General features: G+C 59.8%; 19 protein-coding genes. 7 read left to right on the forward strand and 12 right to left on the reverse strand.

Annotated elements, in window-relative coordinates:
* Positions 1-23 precede the first annotated feature (23 nt).
* Positions 24-794, reverse strand: a complete 771-nt coding sequence (locus ACJ8HA_RS12890; protein ID WP_025301711.1) for a class I SAM-dependent methyltransferase — start codon at positions 792-794, stop codon at positions 24-26.
* 118 nt (positions 795-912) lie between these two features.
* Between ACJ8HA_RS12890 and ACJ8HA_RS12895 the strand changes: the two genes are divergently transcribed.
* The 3 genes from ACJ8HA_RS12895 to ACJ8HA_RS12905 all read left to right on the forward strand — a co-directional run bounded on the left by ACJ8HA_RS12895 (position 913) and on the right by ACJ8HA_RS12905 (position 3,197).
* Positions 913-1,716, forward strand: a complete 804-nt coding sequence (locus tag ACJ8HA_RS12895) for a helix-turn-helix transcriptional regulator (RefSeq protein ID WP_442515359.1) — start codon at positions 913-915, stop codon at positions 1,714-1,716.
* A gap of 107 nt (positions 1,717-1,823) precedes the next feature.
* Positions 1,824-2,555 (forward strand): DUF2076 domain-containing protein, encoded by a 732-nt coding sequence (locus ACJ8HA_RS12900; RefSeq protein ID WP_025301709.1) that lies wholly within the window; start codon positions 1,824-1,826, stop codon positions 2,553-2,555.
* Between the two features lie 93 nt (positions 2,556-2,648).
* Positions 2,649-3,197 (forward strand): GNAT family N-acetyltransferase, encoded by a 549-nt coding sequence (locus tag ACJ8HA_RS12905; protein WP_025301708.1) that lies wholly within the window; start codon positions 2,649-2,651, stop codon positions 3,195-3,197.
* Here the strand turns inward: ACJ8HA_RS12905 and ACJ8HA_RS12910 are convergent.
* The 5 genes from ACJ8HA_RS12910 to ACJ8HA_RS12930 form a co-directional block, all read right to left on the reverse strand.
* Entirely contained in the window at positions 3,188-3,439 is a 252-nt protein-coding gene (locus tag ACJ8HA_RS12910; protein ID WP_025301707.1) for a hypothetical protein, read from the reverse strand. The genes ACJ8HA_RS12905 and ACJ8HA_RS12910 overlap by 10 nt on opposite strands.
* Before the next feature lie 86 nt (positions 3,440-3,525).
* Positions 3,526-3,978, reverse strand: coding sequence for a thiol-disulfide oxidoreductase DCC family protein (locus ACJ8HA_RS12915; protein WP_025301706.1), 453 nt, complete (start codon positions 3,976-3,978; stop codon positions 3,526-3,528).
* Between the two features lie 75 nt (positions 3,979-4,053).
* Positions 4,054-4,383 carry a hypothetical protein gene (locus ACJ8HA_RS12920; protein WP_025301705.1) on the reverse strand — a complete coding sequence of 110 codons (330 nt, stop codon included), beginning with the start codon at positions 4,381-4,383 and terminating at the stop codon, positions 4,054-4,056.
* A gap of 154 nt (positions 4,384-4,537) precedes the next feature.
* Entirely contained in the window at positions 4,538-5,164 is a 627-nt protein-coding gene (ycaC, locus tag ACJ8HA_RS12925; RefSeq protein WP_025301704.1) for an isochorismate family cysteine hydrolase YcaC, read from the reverse strand.
* 116 nt (positions 5,165-5,280) lie between these two features.
* Positions 5,281-6,162 carry a pirin family protein gene (locus tag ACJ8HA_RS12930; protein ID WP_016928920.1) on the reverse strand — a complete coding sequence of 294 codons (882 nt, stop codon included), beginning with the start codon at positions 6,160-6,162 and terminating at the stop codon, positions 5,281-5,283.
* Positions 6,163-6,287: 125 nt separating this feature from the next.
* Here ACJ8HA_RS12930 and ACJ8HA_RS12935 point away from each other — a divergent pair, with 125 nt between their 5' ends.
* Positions 6,288-7,196, forward strand: coding sequence for a LysR family transcriptional regulator (locus tag ACJ8HA_RS12935; protein WP_043135578.1), 909 nt, complete (start codon positions 6,288-6,290; stop codon positions 7,194-7,196).
* On the opposite strand, the gene ACJ8HA_RS12940 is transcribed toward ACJ8HA_RS12935, so the two are convergent.
* Complete coding sequence (locus ACJ8HA_RS12940) at positions 7,197-7,580, reverse strand: VOC family protein (RefSeq protein ID WP_099817528.1); 384 nt, start codon at positions 7,578-7,580, stop codon at positions 7,197-7,199.
* A gap of 2 nt (positions 7,581-7,582) precedes the next feature.
* Positions 7,583-8,365: a DeoR/GlpR family DNA-binding transcription regulator gene (locus tag ACJ8HA_RS12945; protein WP_049208663.1), complete on the reverse strand. Its 783-nt coding sequence runs from the start codon at positions 8,363-8,365 to the stop codon at positions 7,583-7,585.
* A 138-nt stretch (positions 8,366-8,503) separates the two neighbouring features.
* On the opposite strand from ACJ8HA_RS12945, the gene ACJ8HA_RS12950 reads away from it, so the two are divergent.
* Both ACJ8HA_RS12950 and ACJ8HA_RS12955 read left to right on the forward strand, forming a co-directional pair.
* Positions 8,504-9,193, forward strand: a complete 690-nt coding sequence (locus ACJ8HA_RS12950; protein ID WP_442515360.1) for a transporter — start codon at positions 8,504-8,506, stop codon at positions 9,191-9,193.
* Between the two features lie 105 nt (positions 9,194-9,298).
* On the forward strand, positions 9,299-9,916 hold the full coding sequence (locus tag ACJ8HA_RS12955; RefSeq protein ID WP_049206229.1) for a hypothetical protein: 618 nt from the start codon (positions 9,299-9,301) through the stop codon (positions 9,914-9,916).
* Between the two features lie 37 nt (positions 9,917-9,953).
* Here ACJ8HA_RS12955 and ACJ8HA_RS12960 read toward each other — a convergent pair whose 3' ends face one another.
* The 4 genes from ACJ8HA_RS12960 to ACJ8HA_RS12975 form a co-directional block, all read right to left on the reverse strand.
* On the reverse strand, positions 9,954-10,217 hold the full coding sequence (locus tag ACJ8HA_RS12960; protein ID WP_043135572.1) for a putative hemolysin: 264 nt from the start codon (positions 10,215-10,217) through the stop codon (positions 9,954-9,956).
* 50 nt (positions 10,218-10,267) lie between these two features.
* A complete protein-coding gene (locus ACJ8HA_RS12965) occupies positions 10,268-10,756 on the reverse strand; it encodes a DUF2501 domain-containing protein (RefSeq protein ID WP_043135570.1) in 489 nt (162 codons plus the stop codon).
* 126 nt (positions 10,757-10,882) lie between these two features.
* Positions 10,883-11,473, reverse strand: a complete 591-nt coding sequence (gene pagP / locus ACJ8HA_RS12970; protein WP_025301698.1) for a lipid IV(A) palmitoyltransferase PagP — start codon at positions 11,471-11,473, stop codon at positions 10,883-10,885.
* Positions 11,474-11,681: 208 nt separating this feature from the next.
* Complete coding sequence (locus ACJ8HA_RS12975; RefSeq protein ID WP_025301697.1) at positions 11,682-12,110, reverse strand: universal stress protein; 429 nt, start codon at positions 12,108-12,110, stop codon at positions 11,682-11,684.
* Positions 12,111-12,784: 674 nt separating this feature from the next.
* On the opposite strand from ACJ8HA_RS12975, the gene ACJ8HA_RS12980 reads away from it, so the two are divergent.
* A complete protein-coding gene (locus ACJ8HA_RS12980; RefSeq protein WP_442515361.1) occupies positions 12,785-14,464 on the forward strand; it encodes an alpha-keto acid decarboxylase family protein in 1,680 nt (559 codons plus the stop codon).
* Positions 14,465-14,493 lie beyond the last annotated feature (29 nt).

Below are 14,493 nucleotides of genomic sequence, written 5' to 3' on the forward strand. Positions count from 1 at the left end.
CTTCATCGGCTGCCCCGTTGCTTTCAGCCCTTCGTCACTTCAAACATCATGATATCGCTGGTAAAGGAGCCATCCAGCTGAATCGCGAAATGCTCCGCCACCTCTTGCGACACGCTTTGCTGCAGCGCGCGGATCGCGGTGACGAAATGCGCCGGGGTGCGCATGCGCGCCACCCAGCTATCGAACTCCAGCATCAATCGATCCGACGTCACCTCACGCACCACCAGCCCGGCTTCGGTCAATAACGCCAGCCACTCGCCTGGCGCATAGTTGCGCACATGCGAGGTATCACGCAGCACTTCCACGGTTTGCAGGTAGATATCCAGCAGCGGATGCCCCGGCGAGACCACGTCCATAAAGATCGCGCTGCCGCCCGGTTTGAGCACCCGCCTGACCTCACGCAGCGCCTGGCCGACATCGTGCCAGTGGTGCGCCGAATAGCGGCTGATGACCAGATCGAAGCTGGCGTCCTCAAACGGCAAAGACTCCGCCACGCCTTGCTGCAGCTGAATGTTACCCAGGCCTTTTTCCGCCGCCGCCTGCTTCACCACCGCCAGCATTTGCGCCGACAGATCGTAGGCCACCACCTGCGCCACCCTGGCCGCCGCGGTGAAGCTGGCATGCCCGGCGCCGCAGCCCAAATCGAGCAGACGCGCGTCGGCATGCGGCGCCAGTAACTGCGCGAGGCGTTGCAAATCCTTGCCCTGCGCATGTACCGCGCTGGTTAAGTAGGCGTTGGCCTGCTCGCCGAACTGCCGGTCTACCGCGTTTTTGTGGCTGTTGCTGTTGCTCATGTTTGCTCCTGTTATTATCCGGCTTGCGCCTGTGCCTGAAGGCTTTTCGGCTACTATAATCAGGCTACTATACGGGTACAATATGAGCAGTTATCCTGGTATAAATAGGTACCACGCTATGTCATCAGAAGCCTTATCCGGGCCAAAAGCCCTCGGCGCATTTCTGCGCGCGCACCGCGAACGCATCACGCCGGAAATGATCGGCCTGCCTAGCTCTTCGCGCCGCCGCACCAGCGGCCTGCGCCGCGAAGAACTGGCGCAAATCAGCGGCATCAGCGCCACCTGGTATACCTGGATCGAACAGGGCCGCGAGGTGTCTATTTCCCCCTATACGCTGGCACGCATCGCCAAAGCGCTGCGGCTCGGCCCGGCCGAACGCCACTACCTGTTTACCCTGGCGCGCATCGCCGATCCCGAGCAGGAAGCGCACCGCGAAACCGCCAACGACGCGGTGCTGCAAAGCGTGCATCAGATGACGGTGCCCTGCTATCTGCTGGACGTGACCTGGAACGTCGTCGCCTGGAACCCGCAGGCGGCGGCGCTGTTCCGCGGCTGGCTGGATGTGGCCAACAGCCCCAACCTGCTGCACTTCATGTTCTTCCACCTGTTGGCGAAAACGCTGGTCAGCGATTGGGAGGAACGCGCTCGCCGCGTGGTGGCCGAGTTTCGCGCCGAGACCAGCCATCATCAAAATACCGAAGAGATGCGCGCCTTCGTGCGCAACATGACGCACAACAGCGCGGACTTTAATCACTGGTGGAAGCAGCATGACGTGATGGCGCGCGAAGGCGGCGAAAGAGCGTTCGAACATCCTCAGCAAGGCGCACTGCGCTATCGCCAACTCACCTTCCATCCGGCGGAGCACGCCGGTCTGAAGCTGGTGATGCTGATCCCGCTGCCGCAATTGGTAACAAATTCATAGGCAGGTTTACCCGCCATTTATTTATTGGTTCATGTAAACGCGCTAGGGTGATTGTTACCGATGATAGTCATCATCCAGCAACGTTATTTATCTCCCGAGGTACGCCTATGCAATCCGAAGAACAACGCCTTATCGATGGTCTGTTTGGCCGCCTGAAAGAAGCCGAGACCAAGACGGGCCCACGGGATCTCCAGGCAGAGCAGCAAATCAACCAGCATATTCGCGAGCAGCCTTCCGCCCCTTATTACATGGCGCAGGCGATGATCATTCAGGAAGCAGCGCTCAAGCAGATGGACCAGCGGGTCAAAGATCTGGAAGCCCAGGTCGCGCAGCTGCAGCAAACTGCCCACGGCCAGCAAAGCAGCGGCGGTTTCCTGGCCGGTCTGTTTGGCGGCGGCAGCCGCACGCCAAGCCCGCGCGAACAGTATCAGGCGCAGCAGCAAAATACGGCGGCCTGGAACAACGCGCAGCAACAGCCTCAGCAACCGGCCTATGCCCAACCGCAGCAGGCGGCGCCTTCACGTGCCGGCGGCTTCCTGGGCGGCGCCTTGCAAACGGCGGCGGGCGTCGCCGGCGGCGTGGTATTGGCCGACATGCTGACCGGCATGTTCCGCCATTCGCAGCCACAGGAAATCGTGAATATTATCGAAGAAACCCCGGCGCCGCTGGACGACAGCGCGATGCGCAATTTCGACGCCTCCAACAACCTTGATACCTTCAACAACGGCGACGGTGGCAGCTTCCTGAACCAGGACAACGGCTTCCAGAACGCCAACTATCAGGACGACACGGACTACGCCGACGACGATTACAGCGACGACGACGACTCCTTCCTGTAATGCCCTCTCCCCCTCTCACCCGCAGAGGGGATTTCCCGTTTCGCCAATCTGGTCTACAGTGAACACTGTTCATTTATCCAGCAGAGAGAAACGATGACAAGCTTTAATCCTGCCACCCCTTTCTTCAGCGAACGCCTGCAGATGCGCCCACCGGTAATGGCGGACCTCGCACGTTTCTACGCCATCTTTGGCGATCCGCAAACGCAGCGTTTCAATCCCGCCGGCCCACTCACCAGCGAAGCGCAGGCCGCATCGGCGCTGCACGAGAGGATTGCCGGGTGGCAACAACACGGTTACGGTTCCTGGGCGATCGCTCTGCGCGAACGGCCGGATTGGATTATCGGCTTTGGCGGATTGTCCCGGAAAGCGCTCGGGGCGCAGCGCACCGTGAACCTTGGCTATCGCTTCGATACTCGCGTCTGGGGCATGGGATTGGCCACCGAGATGGCGCGGGCTTCGCTGCAATACGGTTTTGTCGGATTGGCGCTGGAGGAGATTTCCGCCATTGTACGTGCGGAGAATCAGGCCTCGTGGCGAGTATTGGAAAAGGTCGGTTTACGGCGGGTGGATACGCTGGATGACGTGCCCGGCGCAGCGCCGAGCCTGGTGTATACGCTAAAGCGCGGCGACTATCAGGGTTGATCGTCGCTGATTTTGGCCAACGCCATGCGGTAAGATTTGACCTTCTGACGCTTTTTCAACCAGGTGGTGGTAGACACGATGAACACCGCGCCCGACATCGCCAACACGCCGGTCGGGTGGCCGTAAAACACCATCAAGGCAAAGTACACGGCGGAAACGATCGCCACCCATTTCGCCGTATTGCCCATGTCGTTCTTCTCCTGGGTCAAACGGCGGATGTGCTCTTCTTCACTGATTCCCATACGCGCTCCTTGTTGGCTGAACGTTCCATTATATGGAGCTGGAGTGTTGATATTTCAAGCGGTTGGATGGTAAAGAAGCGTAAAGCTCAGGCCGGCGGTTCCTGCCGCCGGGGCAGATAACGCCCGGGCTGATCGGTGCCCGGCAGGCCGGTGCCGTCGTTGCGGCCAAACAGCCGGTAGCGATTGCCGGCGACCGCATCATAGACCTTGTCCGCCAGTCGCGGCGGCAGGTAACGCGCCAGCGCCAGTACGCGGTACGGCCACCCCACTTGACGCAGCGCCTGAAACAACGCCGCCGAACGTAGCCAACAGCGCCCCTGCTCAACATAGACCACGGAATCGAAACGATCGGTAGGCAATCCCAGCGCCTGCAGGATCGCCTGCCCTTCGGCGGATTGCACCGTCGCCAACAGAATGCGCCGCTGCCGATCGGCGCGAATAAGATACCTCACCAGCCCGTGACACAGATTACATTCGCCGTCGAACAACAGCGCGCGATCGCCGGGCTGGAGATAAGGCAGATGTGATAAAGGGGTCATCCCGCCTCCCGAAAAACGCTCGCCTTAGCCTAACGCGCCTAGCGCGCCCAGGCCAGAGCGGGATGACAGGGCGTGTTAAGGCGCGGGCGGTGCGTCAGGCACCGCCACCACCGCGACGCGAACTTCGTAATGTTTGGCGCTGCCCGCCGGGATCACCGCCGTCAGTTTGTTGATGGTTTCCACCGGATTGTCGCTGGCCGAGGTGGCGCAGAACAGCTCGCCGCCGTGGCAGAACCCCGGCTTGGGCGGGTGCCCGCCCGGGAAAGGCGGCATGCGCATCGGTTCATCCGCCACAGGCGGCAACGCTTTAGCCGCAGGCGCCTCGGGGGCAGACATCGCGCTCGCGCTGAACAACAGCGCCATGCCCATGCAGGGCAGCGCCAGGATCTTGATTGCTTGTTTCATTGAATTAGCCTCATTTGCCGGGTTCGGGATTACGCTACCCCGCCCCCGGCCCATGAGAAAGCCGCTTTTCGCTACCTTTTCGCCCCGCTGCGCTTTGCTTACATCCCGCGTCTAACGTGATGAAAGGCGAAAGGTTGGGTAAAGGGCCGTCGCGTTACTTGCCGTTCGTCAGCGTGTTGTAGCTGGTCATCAGATTGCGGTAGTCCGGGATATGGTTGGAGAACAGCGCGCCCAGCCCTTCGATGTCATTGCGCCAGTCGCGGTGCAGCTCGCAGGCGACGCCGAACCAGGTCATCAACTGCGCGCCGGCGGCCTCCATGCGGCTCCAGGCCGACTGACGCGTCAACTCATTGAAGGTGCCGGAGGCGTCGGTCACCACAAAGACCTCGAAACCTTCATTGAGCGCCGACAGCGCCGGGAATGCCACGCACACTTCGGTTACTACGCCGGCGATGATCAGTTGCTTGCGGCCGGTGGCTTTTACCGCCTTGACGAAGTCGTCGTTGTCCCAGGCGTTGATCTGGCCAGGGCGAGGAATGAAGGGAGCATCGGGGAATTGGGCTTTCAGTTCCGGCACCAGCGGGCCGTTGGGACCGTTTTCGAAACTGGTGGTAAGAATGGTCGGCAGGTTGAAGTATTTCGCTAAATCACCCAGCGCCAGAACGTTGTTTTTAAACCGATCGGGATCGATATCACGCACCAGCGAAAGCAGCCCTGCCTGATGATCCACCAGCAATACGGCGGCCTGGTCTTTGTCGAGGCGCTTGTAGTTTGCAGTCATGGTTTTACTCCTGTGGGGTTGATGTTGCGGATGAAACGCCCCGCCTGGCGGCGGGGCGTTGAGGTTTAAGTGTAGCGCCTGAGCCGGGGACCACGGCCCGCCCCAGGCGCCAAAGTTCAACCGGCGCTCGCTTCGGCGTTCATGCTGCCGAACTTACCGCTGTTGAAATCGCGGAACGCCTGCTGGATTTCCGCGTCGCTGTTCATGACGAACGGGCCGTAGCCGACGATAGGCTCATCGATCGGTTCGCCGCTCAGCACCAGCAGTGCGACGTCGTTGTTGGCTTCGATGGTGATCGAATCCCCCGCCCGGTCGAAACGCACCATTTGGGTTTCGCGCACCACGTCTTCGCCGTTGACCAGGATCGCACCGTGCAACATCACCAGCGCCAGCGTATGGCCTTCTTTCACCGTCAGCGTGGTGGTATGGCCGGCATTCAGCTTCATGTCCCACACGTTGAGCGGGCTGAAAGTGCGTGCCGGGCCGGCGTGGCCGCCAAAGTCACCGGCAATCACCCGCACCTGCCCGGCGCCGTCCGCCAGCGGAACCACAGGAATATCGGCGTTCAGCAGCGTCTGGTAACCCGGCTCGGCCATTTTGTCCTTGGCCGGCAGGTTAACCCACAGCTGCACCATTTCCATGGTGCCGCCCTTGCGCGAGAAGTCCCGAGAATGGAACTCTTCGTGCAGAATGCCAGAGGCGGCGGTCATCCACTGGACGTCGCCGGGGCCAATCACCCCACCGCTGCCGGTCGAGTCGCGGTGTTCCACTTCGCCCTGATAGACGATGGTCACCGTTTCAAACCCGCGATGCGGGTGCTGACCCACGCCACGAGTGCCGGAGGCGGAGCGGAATTTGGTTGGCGCTGCGTGATCCAGCAGCAAGAACGGGCTCATTTCCGCCCCCAAATCGTTATAAGAGAACAGCGAATTCACCAGGAAACCGTTACCGACCCAATGTGCTTCCGGGCTGTTGTGAATACCGAGGATTTTTTTCATCTTGAACTCCCGTTTCAGACCTCACGGCCTTAAGTTGATGTCAGAAGTTTAATCCGCCGGGGTTTGCTGCAGTAGTAGGCAAGATGTACACTCAGCGTTCTACTGATAGAACGATAAGGGATGCGATGCTGACCGATCTGAACGACCTGTTTTTCTTCGCCAGCGTGGTCGATCACCAGGGATTCGCCCCCGCCGGCCGGGCGCTGGGCATTCCCAAATCCAAGCTCAGCCGCCGCGTGGCGCTGCTGGAAGAGCGGTTGGGCGTGCGCCTTATCCAGCGCTCGACGCGGCGCTTCTCGGTGACCGAGCTCGGCCAAACCTATTACGCGCACTGCAAGGCGATGCTGGTGGAAGCGGAAGCGGCGCAGCAAGCGATCGAGCAGACCCGCGCCGAGCCCTGCGGCACGGTGCGCATGTCCTGTCCGGTGGCGATCTTGCACACCCGCGTCGGCAGCATGGTGGCAGCTTTTATGGCCGATTACCCCAAGGTGACAGTGCATCTGGAAGCCACCAACCGCCGGGTGGACGTGGTGGGGGAAGGGTTGGATCTGGCGATCCGCGTACGGCCGCCGCCGCTGGAGGACAGCGATCTGGTGCTGAAGATCCTCGCGCAGCGCACCTGGTGCGTCGCCGCCAGCCCGGCGCTGGTGCGCACCCTCGGGCCGGCGCAAACGCCGGAAGACCTGCGTAAATACCCGACGCTCGATCTCGGCCCGGCGCGCGCTCAGCACCAATGGCGGCTGACCGGCCCGCAGGGTGAACGGGTGGAGTGGGAACACACGCCGCGGCTGGTCACCGACGACATGCTGATGCTGCGTACCGCCGCCATCGCCGGCGCCGGCATCGTTCAGCTACCGGCGATGATGATGCGCGACGACATGCTGCGCGGCGAGCTGGTGCAACTGTTGCCGGGCTGGCAGCCACAGGGCGGCGTGGTGCACGCAGTCTACCCGTCGCGCCGCGGCCTGCTGCCGGCAGTGCGGCTGCTGCTCGACTATCTGGGGGAGCAGTTCGCCAGCATTGAAGAAGAGTGATCAGGCGGTGATTTCGATCGCGTTGCCATCCGGATCGCGAATGACGGCCTCGTAGAAGCCGTCGCCGGTCCAGCGCGGCGCAGACAGCAAAATGCCCTCCTGCTGTGCGCGCTGCGCCAACCGATCGACCTGCCGCTCATCCCCCAGCGACAGCGCGATGTGCGCCCAACCGACCCGCTCCTCCTGCGCCTGCGCCGGCAGCAACGTCGGCACGCACATGATCTCCAGCGACGGCCCGGCCGCCAGGCTGACGAAGCGGGAAACGAACCCCGGCCGGTTGCGGCTGACATACTCCTCCCCCGCTTCACCGTTGAAATAACGCTGCCAGAACGCCAGCTGCGCGTCGATGTTATGGGTCCACAGGGCAACATGGGCTATTTTCATCATCATTCTCCGATCGATAAATCGCTGTGCCAGATCTGGCCGCCGCCTTGCGCCACCTGCAACTCAAGCTGCGGGTGCGCGCCGCGCGCCGTCACCAGATGATCTACCCGCCCGGCGGGCAGGAAGGGGTAAGGGGCATAGGTATTGAGTTTGTCGCGGGTGCACAGCACCGCCACGCTGCCGGCGCGCGTCAGCAAGCGCTTTTTGAACGTGGCGTCCTGATAGCTCAATGCGGAAAAGCCACCGGCCGGGTCGTAAGCGCAGATGCCGGTGAACACCAGATCGAAATGAAACCCGTCTATCTCTTCCGCCGCCTTGGCGTCCACGCAGCCGCCGACCTGCGCATCCAGTTCGCCGCCGATCAGGATGGTGCGGATCCCCGGCCGTTCCAGCATTTTGCCGGCGATGCTCAACGCATTAGTTACCACCGTCAAACGCCGATCGCGTGGCAACAGCTCTGCCAGATACAGGTGGGTGCTGCCGGCATCGAGGAAGATCAGCTGTTCTTCGCCGATCACCCCCAGCGCGGTCTGCGCCAACGCCAGCTTCTCATCGCCGCTGAGGGCAATGCGCGCCGTCATGGGGCCTTCGGCCGGGGTCGGCGCCAGCGCACCGCCATAGATGCGTTTGCACAGGTTCTGCGCCGCCAACTGGCGCAGATCGCGGCGGATGGTCGCTTCGGTGGTATTCAAACGCTGCGCCATCTCCATGGCCAGCACCCGCCCCTGTTGGCGAAGCGTGTCGAGAATGGCCTGATGGCGCTCATTGGGTAACAGTTTGGACATCGCGGGGATCCGGTGGCGCTAAAGTGATCATAAATGTACACAAACGTACACAATCGAACAATCACTTTTTTGGCAACACTCGAGCGGCAGTGCTCATCTAGACTGAAAGTGACATCACCATTAAGGGATTATGACGCGATGACCTCCGCCGTGCTTTATACGCTGTTTCCCGCCGCAGCCACCGTCGTCGGCGCAGCGGTGGCGCTCTATCGCCGCCCCGGTGACGCCGCAATGCGCGTCATCCATCACTTTACCGCCGGCATCGTTTTCGCCGCCGCCGCCACCGAAATCCTGCCCGATCTCAAGCAGCTGTCGCCTGTGGCGGTGTTGCTGGGCGGCGTTGCGGGGGTGCTGTTAATGCTGCTGGTTCGGCGGCTGGGTGAAAAAGCGCAGGGGCCGGTCGGTTTTATCGCCGCGGTCGGCGTCGATATCTTTATCGATGGGCTGGTGCTGGGCATTGCCTTCGCGGCCGGCGCCAAAGCCGGCCTGCTGTTGACGCTGGCGTTAACGCTGGAAGTGCTGTTCCTCGGATTATCGATCGTCGGCGATTTGAAAGACTTTCTCGGCAGGCGGCTGCGTGCCATGGCGGCGATAGTCGGCCTAGCGCTGCTGCTGCCCATCGGTGGCCTGCTGGGGGCGCCGGTGGCCATGCTGGGCACATTTTGGCTGACCGCCTTTTTGGCCTTTGGCCTGATCGCCCTGCTCTACCTGGTGACCGAGGAGTTACTGGTCGAAGCGCATGAGGGCGGGAAAGAGACACCGTTCGCCACCGCGATGTTCTTTGCCGGCTTCCTGCTGCTGTTGTTGCTAGAGGAAGGTTTGGGGTAAAAAACGGGAATTTCATGGCGCATGCCGCCCGATGGCAACGCTTTGGCTATACTGTGGCAAGCGAAGTTACCGCAGACGTAACGGCTTGGGCGTAAAGGGAAAACGATGTTATTGACGATCGCAAGGTGGCTGTTTCAACTCCCCGGGAAGCTGTTCGGGCTGATTTTCAAAAATCGCCTGAGGATATTTTTGTTCTTCATGCTGGTCGCCATCGCGGTGCTCGGCGCCAAGCGCTATCTGCGCGCCCACCAGTATGACGACGAGTTCAGCCTCGCCGCCCCCGCCGATTACAACCGCGCAATAAAGCGCGAAATGCCGCTGCGCGAAGCGCGTGAACAGTGCGGTGGGCCGTTGCACGACAATGCCGGCCAGCCGTGGCCCGCCTCAGCCGGTTATCTGCATCAGCCGACCAGGCTGCCCGCGACCAGTCTGCATCGGCTGACGCTGGATAATCAGGGCAACGATTTCGCGGTGCTGGTCAAGCTGGAAACGCCGGCGGCGCCGCAGCAGCTGGCGGAAGTCTTTATTCCGCCCGCTGGCAGCTTCGAGGTAAAAATCAATGCCGACGCGGAACACGTGATGAAAATCAAGAACATCAAGACCGGCTGCATGTTCCGCTCCAGGTCATTCAACCTGGATAAACAGCGCGATTGGCGCATGCCGCTGACGCTACAGAAGGACGGCAGCCTGCAGCTGCAATCTATAGGCGATCGCCAATTCTGATCGGGCGCCGGGCAGAAAGAGCCGGCGCCGCATAGGGTTACTTTTTCACCGGATGATCGCGGCGGAACAGTTCCCAGCTTTCAATTTCCTGCCCACTCGGCAAGGTACAGGTGGAATACTGGCCTGCCGCATTCTCTTTGGCGTTCAGCTTGCCGCCGATTTTGGTGCAATACACGTCGGCCGGGTTCGCCATGCCGATCGGTTTCACCTGCGGCGGTGGTGGCGCCTCGTTGGATTTCACGGAACACCCCTGCAACATCGTCATCCCTGCCAGCAGGGAAAGCATCAACGTTTTTTTCATTTTTTCAGCTTATGCAAAAACGAACGGCGGAGCGCTCCGCCGTTCGCTCATCATGAAATAAAGGATTTGCCCTGCTTCAGCACCAGATCGCAGGCTTTTTGCTTCACCTTCTCGGTGATCTGCGAGGTGCCCAGGCTGTTCAGATCCAGGCTCTTGCCTTCGCCAGTCTGCAGCAAGCCACCCAGGCCCTGCTGATAATCCTGGCTCTTGGCGTTTTCGGTGCTGGTGATGCCCAGCTTGCTGAGCAGCTGATCTTTCACCCCTTCGGCGCCGTTAGCCGACAGCACGTTGTTTTTCACGCAGTACTGCAGGATACCGGCGGCATTGGTCATGCTGCTGGAGCTCAGCGCCTTGTCGCCGCCGTTCAGCAGACCGGTCAACGAGGAGAGTGACATGCCGCTGCTGCTATCGCCGCCCGACTTGCTCAGTTCACCCGCCGCGCTGCTGAGGGAATCCATCAGCCCGGCGGCCTGGGAGGCACCGCTGGCCAGGGTAGCGGACAGCGCCAAGGCCAGCAGTAAACGATGTTTGGTGATCATAGTGGTGAAACTCCTGTAATAACGGCATGCGATCGGCGCAGCGCGCCGGGATACCCTTCCGACGCCGCCGGCGGCGACAAGTTCCTTTTATCTCGCCACCGCGCCATTTTTCGGAATTCAGGAAATTTAGAACTGCCAGCGCAGCCAGGCGAAGAACACGTTGCCGTTGTTATAGGTACCGGGAATGTAGGTCGCCTGGAACGTCAGCCGCTGATAGCCGATAGAGGCCAGCGGCAGCGGCGCCGGAATAGGGATGTATTTCCAGTTGTCGCGCGCGGTGACGCTGGCGGTGAAGCCCAGCCCCAGGCGGAAATCTTTGTCATCCAGCGGGCGCCAGATCTTCTCGTAGGCGTAACCACCGATCGGCTCCCATTTGTTGAAGGAGTCCTTGAACGCCATGATGTAGATGCCGTGCCAGTCACCGTCGCTGTCGTAGCGGGAGATGCCGTAACCGGCGCCCCACGGGCGCTCGTTGTACTTATCGATATGTTCATCATCGTAAGTCCAACGGTTGTGCCAGGTGATGGCTGGGATATAGAGATCGTGGTTAGGCGAGTTGTTCCAGGTCTCCGCCACGTTATCGGTAAAACGCTGCCATAGACCCGGTTTTTCAGCCTGTGCGGTATTGCCACTTTCTGTACCAACCTCAGCGTAAGAAGGCAGTGCAGGAAATATCAACGCCAGAGAACATGCCAAAAGAGTCCGTTTGAGAAACATCGTAAAGCTCCTGTAAAAATACGGCCGCAGATTCTTACCGATAGCCCAGGCAAGATCAAGCTGTATCTAATTTATCCAACGCCCGTTGTGCTTTGGTTAAGTTTAGCACCGGAATATTCCCAATAATTTTTAACAGGTTGCACCGGTTTCCCCTATGCTATCGCCTTTAGGAGGGCAAAACCGTGGGAAAAGTCCGCTTTGTCGTTCGCTACTCGCGGGCCAGGTGCTTGACCAATACATCGACATCGAGGCGGTTCACAAATTCCAGAGAATATGAGGAATAGAGGCCGAACAGGCGGTTTTGGTGCCCGACCACCACCAGATCGATGCCAGCCTGATGAATGAAATCGCTCACGTCCTTAAAGCGCCGGATGGTGACGATTTCCTTGACCGCAACCGGCGCCTCGACGGCGCTCACCAGCCGGCTCAGCATCGCCTTGGCGGCGATCACCTCCTGCGCCTGGCGATCTTTGACCAGCGCATCGCTGCCGTACTCCAGCTCGGCGTAGTCGGCGTTAAGGTGGCCGACGGTGAGGGCAATCGGCAGCCCGCGCACCATCGCCACCGTTTGACGCAGCAACGGCAGCCCGTCACGCTCATCATGAATCAGTACCAGAATATGTCGATAGCTTTTCATCGCAGTTCCCCCCACAGGCCAGTACCGCTGGGACATCATCCCCTCTGGTAGGTATACGCCATCTGCGCGCACGTAGAGAAAAGTTTACGTATCACTTCCTACGGAATGTGATGGCCACCACGTTATATTAATGCCCGTGACGGCACATTTTAGCGCCGGCCCGACGTGGCGCGCACTGCAGGCCCGTAAAGCAAAGCTGACGAAAAAAGGCGGACAAAAAACGATCGTTGTTAATTTTTTGTTTTTGATTGGTTACAAGGTGGTTTCATGAAATAAGCGTGCGGCGGATCACCAAAATCCCCCTTTACGCCAGGTTCTGCTTTTCTTTCCCAGGCAAAAAGCGTTACGCCACCCGATGGGATTTAACGCGGCGTCAAAAGTACCGGATGACTCACCCTACATCACGATAAATGCCAATGCGCCGCCGCTTCTCTAGCGATATACCGACAATGAAAAATACCGTCTCTTTCCAATATCCAATACCCCTACTTTTTATGTATTACTCAATCGCGTAAAGCGCCGAATACAAACCGCCTATTCACCGGCCGCCCCCCTTATCTTGAACAAGCTGAGACTTTAAATAACTGTTAATGCTAACGACACAACATCGCCAGCAATTTATTTTTGCTGATTTTCGCCTGACAAAAATAAAGATAAATAATCCGGAGCAATCAATGAAAATAACTATCGGGTCATTCATTCTGCAACAGCTTCACGCCCTGAACGTCGATCGTATTTATGGCGTGCCCGGCGACTATAACCTCAGCCTGCTGGAGCTGCTGGAAAACGACGAGCGGCTGGCGTTTGTCGGCAACTGCAATGAATTGAACGCCTCCTACGCCGCCGACGGTTACGCCCGCATGAAAGGCGCCGGCGCGCTGATCGTCACCTACGGCGTCGGCGATCTGGCCGCGCTGTCCGGCATCGCCGGGGCCTATGCCGAATCTTCGCCGGTTATCTGCATCGCCGGCACGCCGCCGCTGCATGCGATGAAGAATCATCAGCTCTTGCACCATACCCTGGGCGATGGGAATTTCGACAACGTCATGAACTGCTTTAAACAATTCACCGTCGCTCAGGCTCTGATCACGCCGGAAAATGCCGCACAAGAAATACCACGCGTTATTTCCCGCGCCTGGATAGAGAAGAAACCGGTGTATTTACAGCTGCCGTCGGATATTTGCGATGTGGAAATTGAAATCGCCGCGGCGGCGGCGGCACCGCAATTACCGGCCAGCGATAAATACAATGTGCAATTAGCGGCGATGGCGCTGTTAACCAAAATCAAACGCGCACAGCGCCCAATCATGTTGGTCGATCAAATGGTGGATCGCTACCAGTTGCAGCAGTTGGTCATCGCGGTCGCTCACCGCTTCGCCATTCCGCTGACCAATATGCCCACCGCCAAATGCATTATCCCGGAAAACACCGCCGGTTGGATGGGCGGCTACAGCGGTAACCTGTCGCGCCCCGAACTGTATGAACACATGGCCCACTCGGATTGCGTGCTGAGCTTCGGCGTACGTCTGGTAGACTCCACCACCGGCTATTTCTCGCAGCAAATTCCCGCCGCCGCTCAGGTGGATATTCAGCCGTTTTCGATGAAACTGGACAACACCTCCTACCCAGCGGTAGCGACGGCGGATCTGCTGCAGGCACTGCTGGATCTGAGCGAAGACACGCCGGCGCAGCGTTTATCACCGCTGGCCGATCCCCGTGAGAAGCTGGCGACGCCGAGCGACGCGCCTATCGACCAGGCCTATCTGTGGCGACGCATTCAACGCTTCATCCAGGCGGATGACGTGGTAGTGGTGGAAAACGGCACCTCAGGCGCGGCCATCGGCGGCATGCGCATGCCAGGGGGCGTCAAGGTGGTCAACCAACCGATTTGGGGCTCGATCGGTTATACCCTGCCGGCGCTGCTCGGCACCCTGATGGCGGCGCCGGAGCGCCGCCACCTGCTGTTCATCGGCGACGGCTCCTTCCAGCTCACCGCGCAGGAAGTGTCTACCCTGCTGCGCTGCGAGCAAAAGCCGATCATCTTCCTGATCAACAACGACGGCTACACCATTGAACGCTATATCCTCGGCGAAAACTCGTCTTACAACGACATCAGCCCGTGGGACTACGCCAAACTGCCGGCGGTATTGAATACCCAGGCGCAGCCGTTCAGCGTGGCGGTGGAAACCACGCAACAGCTGGAAATGGCCCTGGAACACGCCTCGCGGCAGGATCGGCTGGCGTTTATCGAGGTGAAAGTGCCGATGATGGACACGCCACCGGTGATGAAAGAGTTCTGTAACCGCTGCAACAGCTTTAACTTTGGCCTGACCAACCCGCGTCGCAGCGCCTGAGGCGCGATCGCGCCGCCGGTGGTTCAGGA

This window comes from Serratia sp. CY33802 (assembly GCF_052169095.1).
Lineage (GTDB): Bacteria > Pseudomonadota > Gammaproteobacteria > Enterobacterales > Enterobacteriaceae > Serratia > Serratia bockelmannii.

Coding starts and splice junctions, on each gene's coding strand:
- ACJ8HA_RS12890 (WP_025301711.1), bottom strand. CDS start 794: ATGAGCAACAGCAACAGCCACAAAAACGCGGTAGACCGGCAGTTCGGC.
- ACJ8HA_RS12895 (WP_442515359.1), top strand. CDS start 913: ATGTCATCAGAAGCCTTATCCGGGCCAAAAGCCCTCGGCGCATTTCTG.
- ACJ8HA_RS12900 (WP_025301709.1), top strand. CDS start 1,824: ATGCAATCCGAAGAACAACGCCTTATCGATGGTCTGTTTGGCCGCCTG.
- ACJ8HA_RS12905 (WP_025301708.1), top strand. CDS start 2,649: ATGACAAGCTTTAATCCTGCCACCCCTTTCTTCAGCGAACGCCTGCAG.
- ACJ8HA_RS12910 (WP_025301707.1), bottom strand. CDS start 3,439: ATGGGAATCAGTGAAGAAGAGCACATCCGCCGTTTGACCCAGGAGAAG.
- ACJ8HA_RS12915 (WP_025301706.1), bottom strand. CDS start 3,978: ATGACCCCTTTATCACATCTGCCTTATCTCCAGCCCGGCGATCGCGCG.
- ACJ8HA_RS12920 (WP_025301705.1), bottom strand. CDS start 4,383: ATGAAACAAGCAATCAAGATCCTGGCGCTGCCCTGCATGGGCATGGCG.
- ycaC (WP_025301704.1), bottom strand. CDS start 5,164: ATGACTGCAAACTACAAGCGCCTCGACAAAGACCAGGCCGCCGTATTG.
- ACJ8HA_RS12930 (WP_016928920.1), bottom strand. CDS start 6,162: ATGAAAAAAATCCTCGGTATTCACAACAGCCCGGAAGCACATTGGGTC.
- ACJ8HA_RS12935 (WP_043135578.1), top strand. CDS start 6,288: ATGCTGACCGATCTGAACGACCTGTTTTTCTTCGCCAGCGTGGTCGAT.
- ACJ8HA_RS12940 (WP_099817528.1), bottom strand. CDS start 7,580: ATGAAAATAGCCCATGTTGCCCTGTGGACCCATAACATCGACGCGCAG.
- ACJ8HA_RS12945 (WP_049208663.1), bottom strand. CDS start 8,365: ATGTCCAAACTGTTACCCAATGAGCGCCATCAGGCCATTCTCGACACG.
- ACJ8HA_RS12950 (WP_442515360.1), top strand. CDS start 8,504: ATGACCTCCGCCGTGCTTTATACGCTGTTTCCCGCCGCAGCCACCGTC.
- ACJ8HA_RS12955 (WP_049206229.1), top strand. CDS start 9,299: ATGTTATTGACGATCGCAAGGTGGCTGTTTCAACTCCCCGGGAAGCTG.
- ACJ8HA_RS12960 (WP_043135572.1), bottom strand. CDS start 10,217: ATGAAAAAAACGTTGATGCTTTCCCTGCTGGCAGGGATGACGATGTTG.
- ACJ8HA_RS12965 (WP_043135570.1), bottom strand. CDS start 10,756: ATGATCACCAAACATCGTTTACTGCTGGCCTTGGCGCTGTCCGCTACC.
- pagP (WP_025301698.1), bottom strand. CDS start 11,473: ATGTTTCTCAAACGGACTCTTTTGGCATGTTCTCTGGCGTTGATATTT.
- ACJ8HA_RS12975 (WP_025301697.1), bottom strand. CDS start 12,110: ATGAAAAGCTATCGACATATTCTGGTACTGATTCATGATGAGCGTGAC.
- ACJ8HA_RS12980 (WP_442515361.1), top strand. CDS start 12,785: ATGAAAATAACTATCGGGTCATTCATTCTGCAACAGCTTCACGCCCTG.